The 17327-nt window shown below is 68.6% G+C and carries 19 protein-coding genes; 9 read left to right on the forward strand and 10 right to left on the reverse strand.

The window, feature by feature from the left end:
• Positions 1–2 precede the first annotated feature (2 nt).
• The gene (locus QRT08_RS06450) at positions 3–2015 is read right to left on the reverse strand and encodes an AMP-binding protein (RefSeq protein WP_286045112.1); all 2013 of its coding nucleotides are present in this window, start codon (positions 2013–2015) and stop codon (positions 3–5) included.
• Positions 2016–2111: 96 nt separating this feature from the next.
• Here QRT08_RS06450 and QRT08_RS06455 point away from each other — a divergent pair, with 96 nt between their 5' ends.
• Complete coding sequence (locus QRT08_RS06455; protein WP_286045113.1) at positions 2112–2864, forward strand: cell division protein CdpA domain-containing protein; 753 nt, start codon at positions 2112–2114, stop codon at positions 2862–2864.
• 319 nt (positions 2865–3183) lie between these two features.
• Here the strand turns inward: QRT08_RS06455 and polX are convergent, their stop codons facing one another.
• Positions 3184–4932 (reverse strand): DNA polymerase/3'-5' exonuclease PolX, encoded by a 1749-nt coding sequence (gene polX / locus QRT08_RS06460; protein ID WP_286045114.1) that lies wholly within the window; start codon positions 4930–4932, stop codon positions 3184–3186.
• A gap of 14 nt (positions 4933–4946) precedes the next feature.
• The gene (locus tag QRT08_RS06465) at positions 4947–5384 is read right to left on the reverse strand and encodes a DUF5788 family protein (RefSeq protein ID WP_286045116.1); all 438 of its coding nucleotides are present in this window, start codon (positions 5382–5384) and stop codon (positions 4947–4949) included.
• Positions 5385–5536: 152 nt separating this feature from the next.
• Here QRT08_RS06465 and QRT08_RS06470 point away from each other — a divergent pair, with 152 nt between their 5' ends.
• The 4 genes from QRT08_RS06470 (at position 5537) to QRT08_RS06485 (ending at position 9488) form a co-directional block, all read left to right on the forward strand.
• The gene (locus QRT08_RS06470) at positions 5537–6475 is read left to right on the forward strand and encodes a rhomboid family intramembrane serine protease (RefSeq protein ID WP_286045117.1); all 939 of its coding nucleotides are present in this window, start codon (positions 5537–5539) and stop codon (positions 6473–6475) included.
• Positions 6475–7200 (forward strand): endonuclease V, encoded by a 726-nt coding sequence (locus QRT08_RS06475; RefSeq protein ID WP_286045118.1) that lies wholly within the window; start codon positions 6475–6477, stop codon positions 7198–7200. Before QRT08_RS06470 ends, QRT08_RS06475 begins: the two co-directional genes overlap by 1 nt.
• Positions 7201–7323: 123 nt before the next feature.
• A complete protein-coding gene (locus tag QRT08_RS06480; RefSeq protein WP_286045119.1) occupies positions 7324–8148 on the forward strand; it encodes an SDR family oxidoreductase in 825 nt (274 codons plus the stop codon).
• Positions 8145–9488 (forward strand): glycerate kinase type-2 family protein, encoded by a 1344-nt coding sequence (locus tag QRT08_RS06485; protein WP_286045120.1) that lies wholly within the window; start codon positions 8145–8147, stop codon positions 9486–9488. The genes QRT08_RS06480 and QRT08_RS06485 overlap by 4 nt, the downstream gene beginning before the upstream one ends.
• Here the strand turns inward: QRT08_RS06485 and QRT08_RS06490 are convergent.
• From QRT08_RS06490 to fer, 5 genes are all read right to left on the reverse strand, one after another.
• Positions 9439–10539 carry a M24 family metallopeptidase gene (locus QRT08_RS06490; RefSeq protein WP_286045121.1) on the reverse strand — a complete coding sequence of 367 codons (1101 nt, stop codon included), beginning with the start codon at positions 10537–10539 and terminating at the stop codon, positions 9439–9441. The two genes, QRT08_RS06485 and QRT08_RS06490, sit on opposite strands and share 50 nt — an antisense overlap.
• 35 nt (positions 10540–10574) lie before the next feature.
• On the reverse strand, positions 10575–11084 hold the full coding sequence (locus QRT08_RS06495) for a GNAT family N-acetyltransferase (protein ID WP_286045122.1): 510 nt from the start codon (positions 11082–11084) through the stop codon (positions 10575–10577).
• A 39-nt stretch (positions 11085–11123) separates the two neighbouring features.
• The gene (locus QRT08_RS06500) at positions 11124–12185 is read right to left on the reverse strand and encodes an ArsA family ATPase (RefSeq protein WP_286045123.1); all 1062 of its coding nucleotides are present in this window, start codon (positions 12183–12185) and stop codon (positions 11124–11126) included.
• A gap of 54 nt (positions 12186–12239) precedes the next feature.
• Positions 12240–13340: a pyridoxal phosphate-dependent aminotransferase gene (locus tag QRT08_RS06505; protein WP_286045124.1), complete on the reverse strand. Its 1101-nt coding sequence runs from the start codon at positions 13338–13340 to the stop codon at positions 12240–12242.
• Positions 13341–13502: 162 nt separating this feature from the next.
• The gene (gene fer / locus QRT08_RS06510) at positions 13503–14153 is read right to left on the reverse strand and encodes a ferredoxin Fer (RefSeq protein WP_286045125.1); all 651 of its coding nucleotides are present in this window, start codon (positions 14151–14153) and stop codon (positions 13503–13505) included.
• A gap of 127 nt (positions 14154–14280) precedes the next feature.
• Between fer and QRT08_RS06515 the strand changes: the two genes are divergently transcribed.
• Genes QRT08_RS06515 through QRT08_RS06525 form a run of 3 tightly spaced genes read left to right on the forward strand, consistent with a single transcriptional unit; the run spans position 14281 to position 15648 of the window.
• Entirely contained in the window at positions 14281–14634 is a 354-nt protein-coding gene (locus QRT08_RS06515; protein WP_286045126.1) for a nuclear transport factor 2 family protein, read from the forward strand.
• The gene (locus tag QRT08_RS06520) at positions 14631–15128 is read left to right on the forward strand and encodes a CinA family protein (RefSeq protein ID WP_286045127.1); all 498 of its coding nucleotides are present in this window, start codon (positions 14631–14633) and stop codon (positions 15126–15128) included. Before QRT08_RS06515 ends, QRT08_RS06520 begins: the two co-directional genes overlap by 4 nt.
• A 31-nt stretch (positions 15129–15159) precedes the next feature.
• Complete coding sequence (locus tag QRT08_RS06525; RefSeq protein WP_286045128.1) at positions 15160–15648, forward strand: metal-dependent hydrolase; 489 nt, start codon at positions 15160–15162, stop codon at positions 15646–15648.
• An 18-nt stretch (positions 15649–15666) separates the two neighbouring features.
• On the opposite strand, the gene QRT08_RS06530 is transcribed toward QRT08_RS06525, so the two are convergent.
• A complete protein-coding gene (locus tag QRT08_RS06530; RefSeq protein ID WP_286045129.1) occupies positions 15667–16419 on the reverse strand; it encodes a PHP-associated domain-containing protein in 753 nt (250 codons plus the stop codon).
• Positions 16420–16532: 113 nt separating this feature from the next.
• Here QRT08_RS06530 and QRT08_RS06535 point away from each other — a divergent pair, with 113 nt between their 5' ends.
• The gene (locus QRT08_RS06535; protein ID WP_286045130.1) at positions 16533–16820 is read left to right on the forward strand and encodes a DUF7565 family protein; all 288 of its coding nucleotides are present in this window, start codon (positions 16533–16535) and stop codon (positions 16818–16820) included.
• A gap of 69 nt (positions 16821–16889) precedes the next feature.
• On the opposite strand, the gene QRT08_RS06540 is transcribed toward QRT08_RS06535, so the two are convergent.
• The gene (locus tag QRT08_RS06540) at positions 16890–17327 is read right to left on the reverse strand and encodes a transcription elongation factor Spt5 (protein WP_286045131.1); all 438 of its coding nucleotides are present in this window, start codon (positions 17325–17327) and stop codon (positions 16890–16892) included.

A 17327-nucleotide genomic window follows, 5' to 3' on the forward strand; every position in this document is an offset into this window, starting at 1 on the left:
GACTACCGCGCGTCTTCGAGTTGCGCCAGCGCGTCGGGGTTCTCGATGCTGCTCATGTCGCCCAGGTCCTCGCCCGTGTAGCTCGCCTGGACCGCCCGGCGGATGATCTTCCCGCTCTGGGTCTTGGGGAACTCCGAGACGAACAGCACTTCGCGGGGGCGGAACGGTTTCCCCAACTCCTCGCCGACCTGCGCGCGAAGTTCCTCGCGCAACTCGTCGCTCTCCTCGACGCCCTCCTCAAGGATGACGTAGGTGACGACCGCCGTCCCGGTGGTGTCGTCGGGCACCCCGACGGCGGCGGCCTGGTTCACCGCCTCGTGGTCCATCAGCGCGCCCTCGACCTCCGCCGGCCCGACCTTGCGCCCGGCGACGTTCAGCGCGTCGTCGGCGCGCCCGTGGAGGAACCAGAAGCCATCGCCGTCCTTCTGGGCCCAGTCGCCGTGGTCCCACAGCGGTGGGTCCTCGAACGAACTCCAGTACTCCTCGAGGTAGCGCTCGTCGCCCTCCCACAGCGATTTGGTCATCGAGGGACACGAATCCCGCGCGACCAGAAAGCCCCGTTCGTGTGAGTCGGCGACCGACTCGCCCTGGGAGTTCACGATGTCGACGTCCATTCCTAACCCTGGTCCGCCGAGCGTACAGGGTTTCAGCGGCTGGTTCGGCATCGGCATCAGGAAACAGCCACAGATCTCCGTGCCCCCGGAGATGTTGATGATCGGGGCCTCGCTCCCGCCGACCTTCTCGTAGAACCACAGCCACGACTCGGGGTCCCACGGCTCGCCGGTCGAACCCAGGATCCGGAGGCTGGAGAGGTCGTGGGCCTCGAGGGGTCCGTCGCCGTGTTTCCGGAGCGCGCGGATCGCCGTCGGGCTGATCCCGAACTGGGTGATCGAGTGGCGGTCGATCATCTCCCAGAATCGATCAGGCTGAGGATGATCGGGCGCGCCCTCGTACATGAACAGCGTCCCGCCGAAGGTGTGGACCCCGATCAGCGTCCACGGACCCATCATCCAGCCGATGTCGCTCACCCAGAAAAAGCGGTCGGCGGGCTTGAGGTCCATCCCGAAGTGGACCTCCTTGGGACACTGCACCCCGACGCCCGCGTGCGTGTGGACGATACCCTTCGGCTTGCCGGTCGTCCCCGACGAGTAGAGCAGCATCGACTCCTGATCCGACGGGAGGGACGTGGTCTCGTACTCGTCGGACTCGCTCTCGACCGCCTCCGCCCACGTCTCGTCGCGCTCCTGTCGGTCGTAGTCGGTCCCGAGGCGCTCGTAAACGATCGTGTGCTCGACGTGGCCCGCCTCCTCGATGGCCGCGTCCGCCGAGCCCTTGAGGTGGATCTCGCTGCCCCGCCGGTAGAAGCCGTCGCCGGTAAAGAGCACCGATGGTTCCGAGTCGGCGATCCGCGTGGCCGTGGCGTCGGTGCCGAACCCCGAGAAGATCGGCACCGCGATCGCGCCGACCTTGAAACAGCCGTAGAGGATCGCGGCCACCTCGGGGACCATCGGCATGTACAACCCGACCGTGTCGCCCGTCCCGACCCCCCGCGCTTCGAGCGCGTTCGCGACCTGATTGGCCTGCCGGTGGAGGTCGTGGTAGGTCACTTGGCGGACCTCGCCGGGTTCGCCCTCCCAGATGCACGCGACCTTGTTCCGGGTCTCGTTTCCGGGGGCGGCGTGGCGATCCAGCGTGTTGTGCGCGACGTTCAACTCCCCGCCGGGATACCAGTCGGTGAACTGCGGGCCCCCGCGGCTCGCGGCGTCACCGCTCGCCCGTTCCGGGGCGCTGCGCGCCCCGCTGTCGTCTCGAACGCGGTCGTAGGCCTCGTAAAAGTCGATCCCGAGGTAGTCGACGAGTTCGTCCCAGAACCACTCGATCTCGCCCGTGGTCCGCTCGATCAGTTCCTCGTAGTCGGCGATGTCGTAGCGGTCCATGAACGCCGCGACGTTCGTGTTCGCGGCGAACTCCTCCGTGGGCCTGTGAACGATCTCCCCCGTGTCCGGCGAATCCATATCCGCCCATCCCACAGGAACGACAAAGAGGTTTTGCACAAATTCTTTCTTGCTATTCACCACTACAATTTTATACTACGAGCGGCACTATCCGGTATGGACGGGCTCACCGAGGCGTACACGGGCGGCGGCGCGGACGCGAGCGTTCGTCGCCGCGTCGCCGGCGGCGGGCTGTTTCTCGCGGGCGTCGTGGGCGCGGTTCTCGGCGTGGTCGTCGGGACGACCGACCTCCTCTCGGGTGTCGGTTACGGGCTCTACGAGTCGCGTCGAGTCGCGGGCGTGCTCGCGGGTCTCGGCGTTCCCGCGCTCCTGCTGGGCGTCGTCACCGTGCTGCCCGGAAAGCGGCGCGTCCGCCTCGTGGCGGCGGTCGGCGCGGGACTCGCCGCGGTAGCAGTGGGCTGGTTTTGGCTCGTCTACCCCGCCCACTGGGCGGGCTACGGGCTGGATCGGACCCTCCCCGTGAGCGCGCTCTACCTCGTCGGCCTCACGGTCACGACCGTGGCCCTGTTCGTCGGCGTCGCCCGGTTCAAGACGCGAAACGACCCCGGCGGGACCGTCTCGCTGTCGGTGCTGCGCAAGGGCGAGACCCGGATCGTCGAGGTCGAGCGGCGGGGCCGGGGCAGCGTCGGGCTGTTCGGTTCCGCGTTGGGGCCGACCCGCGGCGACGGCGGGACCGAGACCGCCACCGAAACCACGGAGCGGAGCGCGGCCGACGCCTACTGTGGGACCTGTCGGCACCTCGAGTACGCCACCGAGGAGGGGCGGCTCGTCCCCTACTGTACGTATCACGGGGAGGAGCTGGCGTCGATGGACGCCTGCGAGTCGTGGACCGAACGAAGGCGGTCGTGAGTAGTCCCGGGATCCACCGCCTTCGGCCGGGAGATCGGGGCCGAAATCGGGACGGACTCCGGTCCGATTTCGGAAAACAGCTTTGGGTGTCCGACGGATGGGTGTGATCGACGGGACTGGTCACCCGTCGTACACACGGACGGCTCGATAGGAGTCGCCGCGTGTCCGATCCACACGGACGCCCCGCCCCCGGTTTCCCTACCGGGCGAGGCGGGGGCTGCGCTCTTCGGCGTCGGGAAATAGAGATCCACTACTAGATATCCCGTCCGACGCCGATCGAATCGATCCCGAACTCGTCGGGCCGATGCGGCATCGGATGTCAGCGCCCGACGAACTCTCGAACCTCCGTCGCGTCCCACGCGTTCAGCACGTCTTTGGGTTCGGCCCACCCCCGTCGAGCGGTGTGGACGCCGTACCTACTGTTCTCGAACTCGCTCGCGCTGTGCGCATCGGTGTTGACGACGATTTTCGCGCCCGCCTCGATCGCGACCTTCACTGCCCGCCCCCAGAGGTCGAGACGGGCGGGGTTGGCGTTCACCTCGAGGGCGACGCCGTGGTCGGCGGCGGCCTCCGCGACCCGCTGGAGGTCGGGATCGAGGCCGGGCCGGCGGGTCAGGAGCCGCCCGGTGGGATGGCCCAGCACGTCGGTCTCGGGGTGGGAGATCGCCGCGACGAGGCGGTCGGTCGCCGCCTCCGGATCCATGTCGAGGGCGCTGTGGGGCGAGGCGATTACGATGTCGAGTTTCCCTAGGACGTCCTCGGCGACGCTCAGCCCGCCCGTCTCGTCGACGTTCGCCTCGACGCCGGAGAACACCTCGATCTCGGCGTCCTCGGCGGCCTCGCGGATCTCGTCGGCCTGTTCGAGCAACTCCTCGTCGGGGACGCCGACCCCGCCGACCATTCCGGGGCCGGTCGCGTGATCCGAGATACAGATGTACTCGTGGCCGAACTCGGTGGCGGATGCGATCCACTCCCCGATCGATTCCGTCCCGTCGGACCAGTCGGTGTGGGTGTGTAAGTCCCCGCGGAGGTCGCCCTCCTCGATCAACTCGGGCAGGTCGCCCGCGGCGGCGGCGTCGATCTCGCCGGTGTCCTCGCGGAGTTCGGGCGGGATCCACTCGAGGTCGAGCGCCGCGTACATGCTCTCCTCGGTCTCGCCGGCGACCCGCTCGCCCGCCCGCTGGTCGCTCGTATCCTCAACATCGCTGATGTCGAACACGCCGTACTCGTTGACCTTCAGGTCGCGATCCAGCGCCCGGTTGCGAAACCGGATGTTGTGGGCCTTGCTGCCCGTGAAGTACTGGAGCGCGCTGCCGAACTCCTCGGGGACGACGGCGCGGAGGTCGACCCGGATCCCGTTCGCGACGACGCTCGCCTTGTTCTCGCCGGATTCGATGACGCGCTCGGCGCGCTCCCAGTCGGTGAACGCCCCGACGACGCCTTCGAGGTCGTCGCTCGACGCGAGCACGTCCACGTCGCCGCTCGTCTCGCGCCACCGGCGGATCGACCCCGCGACTTCCGCGCGCTCGACCCCCTCTCGGGAGCGGAGGTACTCGAGGAGGTCGTCAGCGAGCGGACGGGTGTCGCCCAGCAGTTCGCGCTCGCGGGCCTGCCGGGCGAACTCCAGCCCGTCGAGGATGTTCTCCTCCGTCTTCGGCCCGAACCCCTTGAGTTCCTGGATTTCGCCGGCGCTCGCGGCCTCCTCGAGTTCGGCGAGGTTCGTCACCCCGAGCTCCTCGTAGAGCGTTCCCACCGTTTTGGGACCGACGCCCTCGACGCTCGTGAGTTCGTCCATCGCCACCGGGAGGTTCGCCCGTTCCTCCTCGAGTTCCTCGATCGCGCCCGTCTCGACGTACTCGATGACCTTCGCGGAGATGGCCTCGCCCACCCCGTCGATCCCCTCGACGGCGTCTCGACCCTCGCTCACGAGGTCCTCGATCGCGGTCGGGTGCTCGCGAATGCTCTCGGCGGCCCGTCGGTAGGTGTTGGGCTTGTACTCGATGTCCCGTGCTTCGAGGAGGGCGGCGTACTCCTCGAGGAGGGCGGCTATCTCGGCGTTGCGGCTCATGGCCCCCCTTCGGCTTAGCGCCTGTTAGGTGTACTGTCGTCGTCCATCCCGAGCGCCTGTCGCATGAACCGCGACCAGCGTTTCCGGTCGGCGAGTCGCTGGGCCTCGGCCTCGGCTTCGACGTTCGCCGGGCCGAGTTGCTGGAGGCCTTCGAGCGCGCGGTCGATCCCGATGACCGACTCGGCGAGGCGTTCGCCCTCCTGCCTGCTGATCTCGCCCGCCTCGATCGCGTCGAGGCGTTCGAGGCGCGCCTTTCTGAGGGTGCGTTTGGCCCGCTCGACGCGCTCGCGCTCGCCCTCGGGGATCGTCTCCCGGCGTTTTATCTCGAAGACGAACTCGCGAAGCTCGACGCGCTCGCCCTGCACGTCGATCTCCTCGGGGATCTGCGCGCCGATGGTCGCGCCCTCCTTGCCGATCCGTTCGAGCAGCTGTTTTCGCTCGTACTCCTGCACGGGCGGAGGTTGGACGGTACGCGTGAAAACGTTGCGCCCCGCGGATAGGTACGGCCGCACACCCGGTAGTGGCGTGAGCGCGCCACGTGCCGCGACCGCGACGGCGTCACCGATCCCCACTCCTTTTGTCACCCCGACGCGAACCTCCGGCAATGGCGCAGTGTGATCGGTGTGGCGCACACGAGAACCTCCCCTACCGGTGCGGGCGCTGTGGCGGGGTCTTCTGTGCGCGACACCGACTGCCGGAGAACCACGACTGTCCCGGCTTACAGGAGTGGCGCGACCCCGACGGGATCTTCGACAGCGGCTTCGACGACAGCGTGAACCACCCCGGCGGCCGCGAGAAGGGCGTGCGCGACCGGGTGCCGATCAACACCGGCACCGGCGGGCCGCTGGGCTACTTCCGCAACAACATGACCTACGTCTTCCTGCTGTTGATGTGGGTGACGTTCTCGCTGCAGTTCCTCCTCCTGCCGCTGCTGGGGTTTCCGGTAAACAGCGACCTCTCGGTCTACCTGTTCGTCCTCCAGTCGAACGACATCACCCACGTCTGGACGTGGTTCACCTCGATCTTCGCACACGGCAGCGTCGGCCACATAGTCATGAACAGCATCGTGCTGTACTTCTTCGGGCCGATCGTCGAGCGGAAGGTCGGCAGCCGCAACTTCACGGTGCTCTTCCTCGCCAGCGGCGTGATCGCCGGCCTCTCGCAGGTCGGCACCTCGCTCGCGCTCGGCGAGTTCAGCGCCGTCGTCGGCGCCAGCGGCGCGATCATGGCGATCATGGGCGTGCTCACCGTGCTGAACCCCCAGCTCCGGGTGCTGCTCTTTTTCTTCATCCCGATGCCGCTGTGGCTCCTCACGCTGGGGTTCGCCGCGGTCTCGGTCGGCGTCGTCGGCCTCGGCGGCCTCGGCGCGGGCGGGATCGCCCACCTCGCCCACCTCGCGGGCCTGTTCGTCGGCCTCGCGTACGGCGAGAAACTCCGGCGTGAGGGCGAACGCGCGCCCGATCAGCTCCGGTTCGGCGGCGGCGGTCCCGGTGGCCCCGGTGGTCCCGGCGGGCCGGGCGGTCCCGGCCGAGGGCGGTTCTGATGGACGTCGCCCTCCCCGAGTTCCGGCCCGATCCCGACCTCGCCCGGGCAGAGATGGAGGAACTCCAGCGCGAGATCGCACGCGAGGCGACCTTCGAGGACGAACCGCTCCCGGAGTCGCCCGTCGTCGTCGGCGTCGACCAGGCGTTTCCCGACGAGCGGGCCGTCAGCGCGATCGTCGCCATGCGCGACGGCGAGGTGATCGAGCGCGCCTCCGCCGTAACCGACCTTTCTATACCATATATTCCGGGGCTGCTCTCCTTTCGCGAGGGCGAGTCGATCCTCGCGGCGTTCGAGACCCTGGAGTGCGACCCGGACCTCGCGCTGTTCGACGGCAGCGGCCGGATCCACTTCCGGCAGGCCGGGCTGGCGACCCACATGGGCGTGGCGCTCGACCTCCCGAGCGTGGGGGTCGCGAAGAGCCTGCTCTGTGGCCGGTTGAGCAACCCGCCCGAGGAACCCTTCGCGGAGGGGACGCGGGTGCCGATCCTCGCCGACGGGCGAGTCGAGGTCGAGCAGGGGACCGTCCTCGGGTACGCGGTCCAGACCCGCCAGTACGAGGGACGTCGGTACATCAACCCGCTGTACGTGAGTCCGGGCCACCGGGTCGGCGCGGAGACGGCCGCCTCGCTCGCACAGCGCCACTGTGCGGGCTACAAGCTCCCCGAACCGATCCGGCTGGCGGACTCGTACGCCGACGAACTCGCGCGCGAACTCGACGGGTAGCCGCCCGCGTTCGTGCGCGCTCGAAAGACGGTGGTCGAACCGCCGTCGAGTCGGCGCTGGCGCCGACGGACGGTAACGTCCGATAGTACAACAATTAACTCCCCGGCGGCCGACGGGTGGCCCATGGAGAAGACCGTTTGTATCACGGGTTGTTCGTCGGGGATCGGTCGCGAGACGGCCAGACAGTTCCGAGAGGAGGAGTGGACGGTGTACGCGACCGCCCGGAACGTGGGCGACATCGCCGATCTCGCGGAACTCGGGTGCGAGACGGCCGAACTCGACGTGACGAACGACGTACGGGTACAGGCGGTCGTCGAGCGGATCGTCGAGGAGACGGGCCGGATCGACTGTCTGGTCAACAACGCGGGCTACGGCCAACTGGGCCCGGTCGAGGACGTCCCGGTACGGGACGTCGAAAAGCAGTTCGACACCAACGTCTACGGCCCACACCGCCTCACGAGGGAGGTCCTGCCCCACATGCGCGAGCGCGAGGACGGCACCATCGTCAACGTCTCCAGCATCGCCGGCCGGGTCGCCTTCCCCGGCGGCGGCGTCTACTGCGGGTCGAAGGCCGCCCTCGAATCGATGACCGACGCCCTTCGGGTGGAGGCCGACCGCTTCGGCGTCGACGTCGTGCTGGTCGAACCCGGTCCCGTGGAGACGGGCTTCTCGGATCGCGCCGAGAGCGAGACGGACGACATCCCCCGATCCGAGACCTACAGCGACATCTACGGCGTGATCGACGACACGCAGGCCATCGGCGGCGACGGGCCGGGCGCGATCCCCCCGGGAGAGGTCGCCGACTGGATCGTCCACGCCGCGAGCGCGACCCGTCCGAGCGCGCGCTACCCGGTCGGCCGGGTGGCGAAGTTCGGCTCGGTCGCCCGCGTACTGCCGGACTCGCTTCGGGACGCGGCGTTCAAACTCGCGTTGAAAGTGATGGGATGATTCGCGAGCGCGAACGACTGGAAGGGACGCCCGAACGCGACCTCGCGCTCGACTGCGTCGAGGCCGGGATCCGGGCCGCCGACCCCGAGCGGGCGATCGGCGAGGTCGTCTCCCTCGAGGGCGACCGACTGAGCGTTGAGGACGCCAGCTACGACCTCGACGAGTACGAGGAGGTGGTCGTCCTCGGCGGGGGCAACGCCGGGGGCCGGATGGCGAGCGCGATCGAGGGAGTGCTCGGCGAGCGGATCAGTAGGGGGGTGGTCGTCACCGACGCGCCCGAGGAGACCGAGCGGATCGAGGTGCTGCCGGGCGATCACCCCGTGCCCTCCGAGCGCGGGGTCGACTCCACGCGCCGAATGCTCGAACTCGCGGACGAGGCCGGGGAGGAGACGCTCGCGGTCGTGCTGATCTCCGGCGGCGGCAGCGCGCTCATGCCCGCGCCCGCCGAGGGCGTCTCGCTCGAAGCGCTCCAGGAGGTGACCGAGGCGCTGCTCGCGAGCGGGGCCGAAATCGGGGAGATCAACGCCGTCCGCAAGCACTGTTCCGCGTTCAAGGGCGGGGGGCTGGCCCGCCGGGCCGCTCCTAGCACTGTGGTCTCGCTGATCGTCAGCGACGTGATCGGCAACGACCTGAGCACGATCGCGAGCGGCCCGACCGCGCCCGACGCGACGACGTTCGCCGACGCTCGGGAGATCCTCGACCGCTACGGGATCGATCCGCCCGAAGCGATCGCCGAGCGCCTCGAACGCGGGGCGAACGGGGAGTACGAGGAGACGCCCGACGCCGAGGACCCCGTCTTCGACCGGGTGGACAACCACGTCATCGCCGACGGGTTCAGCGCCCTCGAGGCGGCCCGCGACCTCGCGCGCGAGCGGGGCTACGAGCCGCTGATCCTCTCGACGAGCGTTCGCGGCGAGGCCCGCGAGGCCGCGAAGACCCACGTCGCCATCGCGGAGGAGGTGCGGCGAACGGGCAACCCCATCGAGCCTCCCGCGGTGGTCTGCTCGGGCGGCGAGACCACGGTGACGATCCGCGGGGAGGGAACGGGCGGCCCCAACCAGGAGTTCGCGCTTTCCGCGGCGCTCGAACTCCGGGAAAGAGAGGGGATCGCGCTGGCGAGCGTCGACACCGACGGGATCGACGGCGCCAGCGACGCCGCGGGCGCGCTCGTCGACGGCACGACGGTCTCGGATCCCGAGACCGCACGGGCCGCGCTGGCCGAGAACGACGCCTACCCCTGCCTCGCCGAGCGCGACGCGCTGATCGAGACGGGGGCTACAGGAACGAACGTCAACGACCTGCGGGTGCTCGTGGTCGCCACCCCCGAGGCGAGTCGTTGAGGCGCTCGCCGCCCTCGGCGGTGACGACCACCAGGTCCTCGATCCGCACGCCGAATCTCCCTTCGAGATAGATCCCCGGTTCGACGCTGAAGACCATTTCCGATTCGAGCTCTCTGGTATTCCCCTCGACGATGTACGGCGGCTCGTGGACCTCGATTCCGACCCCGTGGCCCGTCCGGTGGGTGAATTCCTCACCATAGCCCGCTCGTTCGATCACCTCCCTCGCGGCGCGGTCGACCGCCTCCGCAGGGACGCCGGGTTCGACCGCCTCGACGGCCGCTTGCTGGGCCTCACGGACGGCGTCGTGGACGTCCTCGAACCCCTCGGGCGGACCGCCCCGGACGACGGTCCGGGTCTGGTCGCTCGGGTAGCCATCGAGACGGGTTCCGAAGTCGAGCACGACGGGGTCGCCCGCCTCGATCTCCCGGTCGCCGTGGCGGTGGTGTGGGCGCGCGCCGTTGGCTCCCGAGGCGACGATCGTCTCGAAGGAGGGTCCTTCGCCGCCGACGTCGGCCAGTCGCGAGTCGATCTCGCGGGCGAGGTCGCGTTCGGTCACGCCGGTAAAATCGAGGGTCCTGACCTCCTCGCTCACCCGGTCGGCCAGTCGGCTGGCCCGGCGGATCGCGTCGATCTCCGCCTCGTCCTTTCGGATCCGCAGGTCGGCCAGCGCCTCGCTCGCCAGCCCGAACTCGGCGTCCGTGGCGGCGCGGAGGTCCTGTGTGAAGCGCGCCCACAGGCGGTCGTCGACGAGCAGGCGGTCGGGATCGAGGGTCGAGAAGATCGCCTCGATGTGCTCGCGGGGATCCTCGCCGTCGTCCCAGAGCCGGATATCCGAGACCCACGTCTCGGCCAGTTGCTCGGCGTACATCGCCGGCGCGAGGAAGGTCGGTTCGCCCTCGCGGGGGACGAACAACAGGAGGTGGCGCTCCATGGGGTCGTCTCGAAATCCGGTGAGATACTGGCAGTTCGGCCCCGGGAAGAGCACGAGACATTCCTGTGGGGAGAGCGCGTGTTGGCAGGCGCGGGTTCGGCCCTCGTAGTCGGCGTTCATGGTCGGATCTCGAGCGGAACGAAAATAAGCGTAGGTTACAGCTGCATCGTCATCTCGACGACGGTCCCCTCTACAGCCGTCGATTCGTGAGCGGAGAACTCGTGGCGGTACTCCCGAACCCGTTCGTAGCCGTGAGCCTCGTAGAACGGTAACGCGTTGAGCGACGCCGAGAGACCGAGCGTTCGGACGCCGTGCTCGCGTGCGTGGCGCTCCAGATCGGCCAAGATCGCGGAGCCGACGCCCCGCCGAGCGACCGACGGGTCGACGTAGACGCCCGTCACCTCGGCGTCCACACTCGCCTCGTATCCCTCGGACGGATCGAGTGATAGGCTCCCGAACCCTCGAACACCCTCGCGATCCTCCGCGACCACGAAGTACGCGTCGTCCGACTCGATCGCACCCGCGTAGTCCGCCGACTTACAGCCCATCGCCCACGCTTCGACCTGGGACTCGGAATACGCTTCGGGGCCGAGTTCGGTGATCGAGGCGACGTGGACCTCCTGGATGATCTCCGCGTCGCCTGGCGTCGCCTCGCGAATCTCCATAAAGCGGTATGATCGTTCCGAGAGAAATAAATCCGGACGCTAGTCGAGACACGCGGCGACGAGTTCGAGCATCCGTTCCCCTCGGACCTCGTCGGCGAACAGCGGCACCCGTTTGACGTCGTGGCCGCGAAACAGCTCCTGCGAGCGGGTCAGCGCGCCCTGCTGGACCTGCCAGCGGCGCTTGCAGAACTCGCAGTCCTCGAGGTCGGGCGAGACGAAGTCCTCGGGATCGCCGCCGGCCACGTCTGCGAAGTCCTCCATCACGCGGTTGACGACCACCGTCGAAACGGGGATCTCGAACTCCTCGAGTCGGGCGAGCAGCCGTTTGGACTCGACGACGCTCATCTCCTCGGGGACCATCACGATCCGGAAGTCCGTCTTCGCGGGGTCCCGGAGCGTCGCCCGCAGGCGCTCGATTCGCTCTCGGAGGTCGTCGAGGTCCGCTCTCCCCCCTTCAGGGGGCTCTCCGCCGAACATCCCCTTCATCCCCTCGACCATCCCCTGCATGCGCTGGCGGAACTGCATCACTCGTCCGAGCATCGAGTCCATCACCTCGGGCAGTTCGAGCAGCCTGAGGGTGTGGCCCGTCGGCGCGGTGTCGATCACCACCCGGTCGAAGCGGTCGTCGTCGAGATACTGCAGCAGTTGGCGCATCGCCGCCGCCTCGTCCGCGCCGGGCATCGACCCGCCCGACAGCAGGTCGCCCAGTCCGCCCTCGCCGTCCTCGTCTGCGCCGCCCGCGTCGCCTAACAGCCCGTCGAACCCTCCCAATGGGTTCTCGCCGCCGAGCAGCCCCTCCTCGACGGCCTCGTCCGGGTCGATCTCGGCGGCGAACAGCGGGATCTCGTCCCTGATTCGGGTCGGCTCGCCGGGGATCGGCGTTTCGAGGGTGTCCGACAGCGAGTGGGCGGGATCGGTCGAGACGACTAGGGTGGCAGTGCCGTCCCGTGCGCTCGCCAGCGCGGTCGCGGCGGCCATCGTCGTCTTGCCGACGCCGCCTTTCCCCCCGTAGAGCACGTACTCGGGGGCGTCGACGCCCGAGGGGACGGACACCTCGACGTCCTCGATCTCCTCGACGGGTTCGACGTCAAGTTCGACCATACCCGGCCTTTCCCGCGAGGCTCCGTGTACCCGTCGGTCCCGGGTGAGGGCGGGTCAGGCGAAAAATTTCGCTAGCCGGTCCGCGGCCTCCTCGGCCCGGGGCGTCACCAGCGCGAACCGGAGCCACTGGACTCTCGAGGAACCGAACGCCTCACCGGGCATTCCGGCAACGCCGGCCTCGTCGATGAGGCGCTCGACGTTGGCCATCGTCCCCGGGAACCCTTCGAAGCGCGCCAGCACGTAGAACGCCCCGTCCGGGCGGGTGTACTCGGCTCCCGCCGAATCGAGCGCGTCGGTGAAGGCCCCGATCCGCTCGGCGAGCATCTCGCGGGTCGCCTCGTAGTAGTCGGGACCCGTCTCCCGGAGCGCCCGCAGAACCGCGTACTGGGCGGGCCGCGAGCCGGTGACGTTGACGAGCATGTGGCGGGTCCGGGCGGGGTCGGCCAGCGCGGGCGGCAGGACGGTGTATCCCACCCGAAAGCCCGTGATCGCCATCGACTTCGAGAACCCGGTCGTCACGGCCCGGTGCTCGGAGTCGACCGACAGCGCGCTCGTAAAGCGACCCGACTGGTCGAAGTGGTCGTAGACCTCGTCGCTCACGAGGATCGCGTCGTACTCCTCCGCGATCGCGACGAGTTCCTCCACCGTTCGCTCGCCGTAGACCGCCCCCGTCGGGTTGTTCGGCGAGTTGACGACGATCGCGGCGGTCCCGTCGTCCGCACGCTCGCGGACGGCCGCGGGATCGAGGCGGCCGTCCCCCTCGACGGGGACGTAGACCGGCTCGCCACCGAGCATCCGCGTCTTGCCGGGGTAGTACGGATACACGGGATCGGTGAGGATCACCTCGCTTCCCGCGTTCCTGTCGAGGGCTTCGGCCATCGCCAGGTAGTTCGCCTCGCCCGCGCCGTTCGTGACGATCACCGACTCGACCGGAACGCTCCTGCGAGAAGCGATCTCCTCACGGAGTTCGCGCAGGCCGTCGCTCGGCGGGTACTGGAACCGCTCGACCGGGAGATCGGCGTACTCACGCAGGCCCTCCCGGAGCGCCTCGGGCGGCTCCCAGTCGGGGTTGCCGCTGACCATGTCGATGACGTCCCGATCGGCCTCCGCGGCGTACTGCATCACCCGGAAGAACAGCGGCTTCTCGTAGTCCATACGCCATCTCGGGAGCGCCCCACCCTTCCTCTTTCGGACTCACGCGAGCGATCCGGGGCTCATAGGGAGTATCGTCGCCAACCGGATCCGTCGACTCCCGGGAGCCGACGCCGTGTCCCGATTCCCGGGCAGGAACTCGATGGACGTCTACGATAATCCCTCTCAGTCGTCGACGTGCGCCTGCTCGAACGGCCGGGGCGGCAACCGGAGGTCGTCGAGACCCGGCAGGTGTTTGACGTTGTAGACGACCCGCATCCCGTCGGTGGCCGGCGTGCCGTTACACGACAGGCGAAACCCCCGATCGAGCATCTCCGGCGGGAGGATGTGGTTGATCGGCATCGCTAGCTCGCCGTCGGCGACCGCGACCGCACAGTTGGCACACGCCCCGCCGCGGCAGGCGTAGGGCCACGCGAACCCGCGGTTCTCGGCGGCTTCGAGCAGCGACTCGTTCTGCTTGACCAGGATCCGGCCGTAGTCGTCGTCGTCGAGTCCCGCGGCGGACGCCTTCTCGAAGAGGTCGTCGTCGTCGAGGTCCCACCCGTGATCGTCGAGTACCTCGTAGTTGAGGTACTCGACGCGGGCCTCGTCCCGGGACTCCTGCTCCCCTTCGTCCCCGACCTCGGGATCGATCTCGAGGCCGTCACTCCAGGAACCGGATTTGAGCGCCTCGTAGGCCGCCACGACCGACCGGAACTCCCGCGCGGACCCGCCCTGGTCCGGATGGGCCTCCATCACGCGCCGTCTGAAGGCCCTGTCTACCTCCTCCTCGTCCGCACCCGGATCGATCCGCAGGACCTCGAACGGGGACACCATGCCCGCTCTAGCCGACTCGGGCAGATAAATCCCTGCCGACGCGAGTCCTCGCTCGGACCGCGTCGGGTCGCCGTCGACGTGCGCCGTAGCCGACAGTCTATTGTCGCGGGTCCCCGTAGCGCCCGCCATGAGCGCCGACGAGCAGGCGATCCACGACTACTACGAGTACGTCGACGACGAGGCCTACGACGACCTGTTCTCGCTGTTCTCCGAGGACGTCGTCTACCACCGCCCCGGACAGGAACCCATCGAGGGGATCGAGGAGTTCGAGACCTTCTACCGCGAGGTCCGCGCGATCGAACGGGGCACCCACACCGTCGCCGACCTCGTGGTGGACGGGTCGACGGTCGCGGTCCGGGGGTACTTCTCGGGCGTCCTCGAGGGCCAGCAGGTCGAGTTCGGCTTCGCCGACGTACACGAGTTCGACGAGGAGGGCCTGATCGAGGAGCGGTTCACTTACACCGACACCGGCCGGGTATGAACGTCGAGGAACGCGTCGGCGAGGCGCTTCGCGAGGACGGGTCGACGGTCGCGACCGCCGAGTCCTGTACCGGCGGGCTGATCTGCTCGCTTCTGACCGACGTCCCGGGGTCGAGCGACTACGTGGACCGCGGGTTCGTCACCTACGCCTACGACGCGAAACGCGAGATGCTAGGGGTCTCCCGGGAAGCCCTCGACGACCACGGCGCGGTGAGCGACCCCGTCGCCCGCGAGATGGCGCGCGGCGCACGCGACGTGGCCGACGCGACGTGGGCCGTTTCGACCACCGGGATCGCAGGCCCCACGGGCGGAAGCGAGGGGAAACCCGTGGGCACGGTCTTCATCGGCGTCGCCCACGCCGCCCCGTGGGGGTCGGGCGACTCCTACGCGACCGTCTCCCGATACGAGTTCGACGGGGATCGCGAGGAGATCAAAGAGCGGATCGCCCGACAGGCCCTCGAGGACCTCCTTCGAGAGGTTGAGCGTCTGACGTAACGGTTATCCTCCCGGCAGACATATCAAATATATGAACAAACGTGGGCACGTGCTGAACGCGGTCCTGCTCGCGGTCGGGTTGGGGTATCTGGTGCGGCCCTCGGGCGACGTCGAGACGTTCGTGACCGTCGCGGAACTGTTCGTCCCGATCGTTCTGGGGGCGCTCTTTCCCGACGTGGACACGGCCTTCGGGCGGCACCGAAAGACGCTCCACAACCTCCCCGTGCTGGGGGTTTTTCTCGCCTACCCGATCTACTTCGGGAACCTACAGTGGGTCTGGGTCGGCGTCCTGAGTCACTACCTCCTCGACGTGCTGGGCAGCAAGCGCGGGATCGCGCCGTTCTACCCGGTCTGGAGCCGCGAGTTCGGCCTTCCGTTCGGGGTGCCCGTCCGAAGCCGGTGGGCCTCGGCCGTGACCCTCGTCGTGACCGCCTTCGAACTGGCGCTCGCCGCGGCCGTGATCCACTGGCTCCCCGCGACGATGGCCGAGAGCGCGCTCACCCTGCTCGGGGTGCGATAGGTCGATGGGGTTCCGACCTCAGTACACCGCGCTCGCGTCGAACCGTCCCTCGTAGGCGGGGTGGCGCGGGTGGGTCGGTTCCATCCCCGAGAGGACCAGTCGATCGACCTTCTCCCAGGAGTTCTCCCAGAACAGGTGCGCGAACTCCGCCCGGCACCGGAGTTCGTGCCCCCCGCCCGAGCGGTGGAACACACGTCGGGGGGCGCCCGAGCGAAGGAGATCCGAGAGGTCCCGGGGAGCCTCGATGGCGGCGTCGAACTCCGTCCAGACCTCGCCGACGGTCGGGACGAGGTGGGCGTACGACGACCCGAACGCCGGGAGACCGGTCTCGCGGGCGACCTCCCGGGCGCGGCGGTTGTGTCTCTCGAAATGTTTCGGGTTGTAGACCTCGACCGCGTCGAACAGGCCGGGGTGGCGGTTCAGATCGACGACGTCCAAACTGACTGTCGCGAACTCGGGGTGGGGGACGAGCACCACGGCGTCCTGTCGCTCGAGTTCGCGGAGGGTGGCGTCGAGGGTGAGGAAGTCCGGGACGGGCGCCTCGAGGTCGAGCGCGAGGACGTGTTTTCGGTCCCGGAAGCTCCCCGTGAACACCTCGCGGGCGGGCACCACGAGCAAGTCGTCGTCGCTGAAGCGCGCGGCGCGCTCGCGGACCTCCGGGAGACGGGTGAAGTGCGGCGCGTAGACGAGGACGTCGATCCCGCGGCGCTTCGCCCGCCGGGCGACCCGCTCGTCGAGGACCTTCACGTGCGGATCGACTCTGGTCGGCATGTCGAGGGGTTCTCCCGTGGACGGTTTGCGCCTTGCGGTTCCGGGTCCTCGCTCCTTAAAATCCCACGTATAAACCTAAAGGATTTTATACCAGTCGTGCCTGTCGGACATCGATGACCGGCTGGGAGTGTGCGATCGACGGCTGTGGTGCGGCCTTCGGCTCCGCCGAGGAGTTGATCGCCCATCAGGAAGGCGAGCACGCGGGCCACGAGTGCCGCGTCTGCGGGACGACGGTCCCCGACGGCTACCCCGCGATCAGGCACGCCTTCGGGGAGCACACCCGCGCGGAGTACGTCCGGGCCTACGACGCCGACGCGCGGGCGATCCGCATCCGGGAAGAAGTGCTCAGAACGGTCGAATCGGCGCTCGACGGGCCGGTTTCGGCCGTCGACTCCGAGTGAAGGGAGAATGCGGGAAACACGGACTCCTTCGTCGCGGTCGGACCGCAGGCCGTACCGAAACCGACCCGTTCAGCGCTCTTCGGAATCGAGCACGCGGATCTGGTCGCCCCGCACCGTCACCGGAATCGGGACGGTCGCCTCGTAGAGTTCGACCGTGACCTGGTCCTTGCCCTCGTCGATGCGCTGGACCTGTGCCTTCTCGCCCTTGAACGGTCCGGCGATCAGTTCGACGATGTCGCCCTCCGCGATCCCCTCGACGTCCGGTTTCGGCGAGAGGAAGTGTTCGACCTCGGTGATCGAACTCTGGCCGGGGACGATCGAGCGCGCGTGGGGGATCTCCTCGAGGACGCGCTCGATGATCGCGTGGTCGTCGGATTCGACCATCACGTAACTCGTCAGCGAATCGGGAGCCAGCGCCGCGTGGATCTCCGGTTCCTCGCGGTTCATGATCATGTCCGCGACGGTTCGCTCCTGGCTCGCCGTCGTCTTCACGGCGTAGATGGGCAT

Origin of the sequence: Halalkalicoccus sp. NIPERK01 (assembly GCF_030287405.1) — an archaeon.
Lineage (GTDB): Archaea > Halobacteriota > Halobacteria > Halobacteriales > Halalkalicoccaceae > Halalkalicoccus.

Excerpts from the sequence above, each read along its gene's own strand:
- QRT08_RS06450 (WP_286045112.1), bottom strand. The coding sequence starts at position 2,015 with ATGGATTCGCCGGACACGGGGGAGATCGTTCACAGGCCCACGGAGGAG.
- QRT08_RS06455 (WP_286045113.1), top strand. The coding sequence starts at position 2,112 with ATGGACGGGCTCACCGAGGCGTACACGGGCGGCGGCGCGGACGCGAGC.
- polX (WP_286045114.1), bottom strand. The coding sequence starts at position 4,932 with ATGAGCCGCAACGCCGAGATAGCCGCCCTCCTCGAGGAGTACGCCGCC.
- QRT08_RS06470 (WP_286045117.1), top strand. The coding sequence starts at position 5,537 with ATGGCGCAGTGTGATCGGTGTGGCGCACACGAGAACCTCCCCTACCGG.
- QRT08_RS06475 (WP_286045118.1), top strand. The coding sequence starts at position 6,475 with ATGGACGTCGCCCTCCCCGAGTTCCGGCCCGATCCCGACCTCGCCCGG.
- QRT08_RS06480 (WP_286045119.1), top strand. The coding sequence starts at position 7,324 with ATGGAGAAGACCGTTTGTATCACGGGTTGTTCGTCGGGGATCGGTCGC.
- QRT08_RS06485 (WP_286045120.1), top strand. The coding sequence starts at position 8,145 with ATGATTCGCGAGCGCGAACGACTGGAAGGGACGCCCGAACGCGACCTC.
- QRT08_RS06490 (WP_286045121.1), bottom strand. The coding sequence starts at position 10,539 with ATGAACGCCGACTACGAGGGCCGAACCCGCGCCTGCCAACACGCGCTC.
- QRT08_RS06495 (WP_286045122.1), bottom strand. The coding sequence starts at position 11,084 with ATGGAGATTCGCGAGGCGACGCCAGGCGACGCGGAGATCATCCAGGAG.
- QRT08_RS06500 (WP_286045123.1), bottom strand. The coding sequence starts at position 12,185 with ATGGTCGAACTTGACGTCGAACCCGTCGAGGAGATCGAGGACGTCGAG.
- QRT08_RS06505 (WP_286045124.1), bottom strand. The coding sequence starts at position 13,340 with ATGGACTACGAGAAGCCGCTGTTCTTCCGGGTGATGCAGTACGCCGCG.
- fer (WP_286045125.1), bottom strand. The coding sequence starts at position 14,153 with ATGGTGTCCCCGTTCGAGGTCCTGCGGATCGATCCGGGTGCGGACGAG.
- QRT08_RS06515 (WP_286045126.1), top strand. The coding sequence starts at position 14,281 with ATGAGCGCCGACGAGCAGGCGATCCACGACTACTACGAGTACGTCGAC.
- QRT08_RS06520 (WP_286045127.1), top strand. The coding sequence starts at position 14,631 with ATGAACGTCGAGGAACGCGTCGGCGAGGCGCTTCGCGAGGACGGGTCG.
- QRT08_RS06525 (WP_286045128.1), top strand. The coding sequence starts at position 15,160 with ATGAACAAACGTGGGCACGTGCTGAACGCGGTCCTGCTCGCGGTCGGG.
- QRT08_RS06530 (WP_286045129.1), bottom strand. The coding sequence starts at position 16,419 with ATGCCGACCAGAGTCGATCCGCACGTGAAGGTCCTCGACGAGCGGGTC.
- QRT08_RS06535 (WP_286045130.1), top strand. The coding sequence starts at position 16,533 with ATGACCGGCTGGGAGTGTGCGATCGACGGCTGTGGTGCGGCCTTCGGC.
- QRT08_RS06540 (WP_286045131.1), bottom strand. The coding sequence starts at position 17,327 with ATGCCCATCTACGCCGTGAAGACGACGGCGAGCCAGGAGCGAACCGTC.